Annotated in this window: 2 protein-coding genes and 2 pseudogenes; all 4 read left to right on the forward strand. The window is 57.6% G+C overall.

All coding sequences use genetic code 11. The features are described from left to right. A pseudogene (locus BV034_RS35765) lies at positions 1–679 on the forward strand (hypothetical protein); the annotation flags it as partial. 330 nt (positions 680–1,009) lie between these two features. After that, positions 1,010–2,083 (forward strand): hypothetical protein, encoded by a 1,074-nt coding sequence (locus BV034_RS35770; protein ID WP_265592698.1) that lies wholly within the window; start codon positions 1,010–1,012, stop codon positions 2,081–2,083. Positions 2,084–2,159: 76 nt separating this feature from the next. After that, positions 2,160–2,489, forward strand: a complete 330-nt coding sequence (locus BV034_RS06180) for a hypothetical protein (protein WP_050025200.1) — start codon at positions 2,160–2,162, stop codon at positions 2,487–2,489. A gap of 122 nt (positions 2,490–2,611) precedes the next feature. Continuing rightward, positions 2,612–3,046, forward strand: a pseudogene (locus BV034_RS06185) (hypothetical protein); the annotation flags it as partial.

Raw genomic sequence — 3,046 nt, forward strand, 5'->3', positions numbered from 1 at the left:
GGGTGCGGCAACCCACGCAGCACTGGGCGAAATCAAACTGGACAGGCGAGCTGCAGCCAACTCTGCCGCTCATGGTATGGGGCCAATGAAGCAGCAGGCGTTTTACCTCGTCCCTGAGATCATCAGCACGGGTGAGCTACTGGGTCAGTTGGGAAAGACGGATCCAGCCAAGCCTGATGCATTCCTGATTGGTGCACCGGTGAGGATTGGGGGACTGGACTACTATGGGTTGGTGGAAGTGCGCCGGGATGCGAACATGAGTCGTCTCTATGTGCACGAGGCGGTGCTAAGAAAGCCCCAAGGGGGCGTTCAATCCGCCGCTTCAGGGCAAGCCAAAAAGCCGCACGGCGCTCCCCCTGGAGCCATTCGAAAACTACTAGACGAGGTGCTGGGTGTCAACAAGGCTCAATCGGATGTAAGTTCCGTCATTGATACATCTACTGGGACAACCTCCCAGAATGAGAGAGCTTTCGGGGCTGCAACAACTCAGCCATCAGAGTCGGTACGGGCAGAAACTGCTCCTGACGTGACTGAAAGCGCTCCGGCAGACGGCCAGCCTGTACAAGCGCCTGGAGTGGCCGGGGACAGCAACATGACCCTGTCCCTCGTGCAGAATGACAGCCGGAATCTGCCCGATTTGATCGATCTGGCGGGACGTCCTGGAAAAGGCAAGGAATAGGCGGAAACGGCTCCTCTCACCACGAAGCAGCGTCAGATGCTAGAGGAGGCGACTGGCCAGAGCCTGGACCAATACACTCGTGCGGTGGACCGGGGCGGATTGCGCCAGGTGTATACGCAGCATGGCCCTGGTTCAGAGGATGCGCACCCGATCACTGAGGAGGATCTCCAGGCGCTGCCTGAGATCGTGACTTCTCCGGGAGCGGTGATGGTGGATCCCGGGGACGGCCTGGGGTACACGACGCTGCGGCATATGAGGTTCCACAACGGCTGGTGGTATCAATACACCGAGGAGGTTCGAGGAGGTAAATCCGGCCAGAAGGCGCTGGTGTTGACGGATCTCTCCAAGACGCCGGGGGAGGCGATGGCAAATGATGAGGTGGCGGCCGGGGCTGGTGTGGCGAAGTCCCAGACAATGATGGCCGAAGCTGGCGAGAGACTGCGCGAGGCGAGCCGGCCATTGCGTGATGATTCCGTAGAGGAAGACGGGCAGGGTGAACAAGGAGACGGAGTGCACCTGGATGAAGGCGGGCGGGAGGGAGACTCTGCGTCTGCCCCTGAGGAGGATGCCGTCAAGGCGCAGGAAAAGGAGCGCGACCATCAGCGGACGGTCCGGCTCTCGGATCTGCTCAACAGTGTTCTGAGTCCAGAGCGGCGAATGGCGCTGCGTGAGCGGGCGGCGTTCGGATTGCAAGCCAATAATGTCGCCAGTCTGGAGACAAAGTTTCAGAATAGCGCCAGGAAACACATTCTCGCCGAAGGACAAATTGAGTCGGCGGATCTTGAGGCCGAAGTGGAAAAGATTTACCAGGAGATCTTTGGAAAACATGCTGTGCCCCAAGGAGAGGCAACCGAAGCAAGTCTGAAACGTCGGGATATTCAGAAAAAGGTTGGTGACACACTGGCGAAATACCATGAGGCGCTTTCCATTGCTGACGAGAAGGGCGACGCTGAGATGGCCGCAGTGGCCCGCAACACATTCGTTGAGGAGGCGACTGCGATCGAGGGAGGACCTCCCAACTTGAACTGGAGAGATCCGTATAGCGAGCCAACTTTCAAACACGCCTTTTCAGACAAACACGGGCATGGCCAGGGTCTGGAGGACAAGCGGATGATTGACCGTGCCAGAAACAAGGGAGTCCAGATTGGGCGCTATAGTGATGACCGACTGGCTGCTGCCTACGCGGGGGCTATTTCCAAACAAGGTGCCGGGCTCTATGACGTCATGCTTCCTAAAGGCCTCGAAGCCGATGTTGCGTTGCCCAATGGAAAGATTATCTTTGGCGACATGATGAGAGTCGTTGTAGGCCTCGACGGGAAGATTGACAGTTCTTATCCATTCAGTAGCCGACACACAACAACAACCCCCAAAAAAGACCAATCCGATGGAGGAAAAGTTCATTAACATTGCCACTATGGAATCTCTGACAAAGAGATTCAATTTGATGTCCCCAGAGTTGTGTATTCAAGACTGGGAATACATGAATGCTCGAGAATCCAATGAAGATATAGAAATCTTGGTGGATGCGCTTGAAGGCACGGAACTGTCGGAGGATGAGGCCTATGCTACGATGTTTATTGTCGTGAGTTCAATCGACTCTCTCATCGAGCCCGGAGAACCTTTGCCGAAGGTGTGGGATAGAACCGTGGCTCTCCTGCGCGGCAACATCAAAGCTTATGAGCCCATCTTCGAACAGTTCCTGTCGCTCGAAAACAAGCCAGAGAATCGCTACTACATTTCAAAACATCTGCTGGTCGAGTTTCCGGAACTTGATCCAGGTGCAAAATCTGCTGCCGACCAGGGAAGTTAGTCATATACCCATCTGGCTGGAAGGTAGATGGTGGCCGACTGGCTGCGTCTTGAGATATCTCCTTTGCAGGACTCTACGGCAAGGTCAAGAAGCTGCTGGCCCTGCCGGGCAAGCGGGAGTGGATGAGACGCGCCCTGCGGGAGGTGGAGGAGCGCACGGGGCAGCAGATCTTCCGCACGCAGGATGATGCGCAGCTCCAGGACAGTGACCTGGTGGAGGCGTGGTCGCATCTTTCGCTGTCGCTCTATGTGGGGCGCAGCGCAGGCGGGGAGGAGCTGGCGCAAGGGTTCGATGAAAAGGGCTACCGGCGCACCATGATCGAGCTGCTGGGCACGGAGGCGGGCCCGGCAATGAGGAGTCAACGCACGCTGCTGGAGGGTGTGTACCGACGTGCGGCGGCGCTCAATGGTCTGAAGAAGCAGGGCGTGCTGGATGCGGAGCTGGAGAGCACGCTGGCGTGGCAACTGGGGCTTGAGGGGCGGCGTGGCGGTGAAAGTGCCGTGGAGGAAGGAGGGGCTCAGGAGCAGGGGAGGGCTCAGAGAGAACTGGAAAGCGGC

Origin of the sequence: Verrucomicrobium sp. BvORR034, assembly GCF_000739635.1 — a bacterium.
Classification (GTDB): Bacteria; Verrucomicrobiota; Verrucomicrobiia; order Verrucomicrobiales; family Verrucomicrobiaceae; genus Verrucomicrobium.

Excerpts from the sequence above, each read along its gene's own strand:
- BV034_RS06180 (WP_050025200.1), top strand. The coding sequence starts at position 2,160 with ATGAATGCTCGAGAATCCAATGAAGATATAGAAATCTTGGTGGATGCG.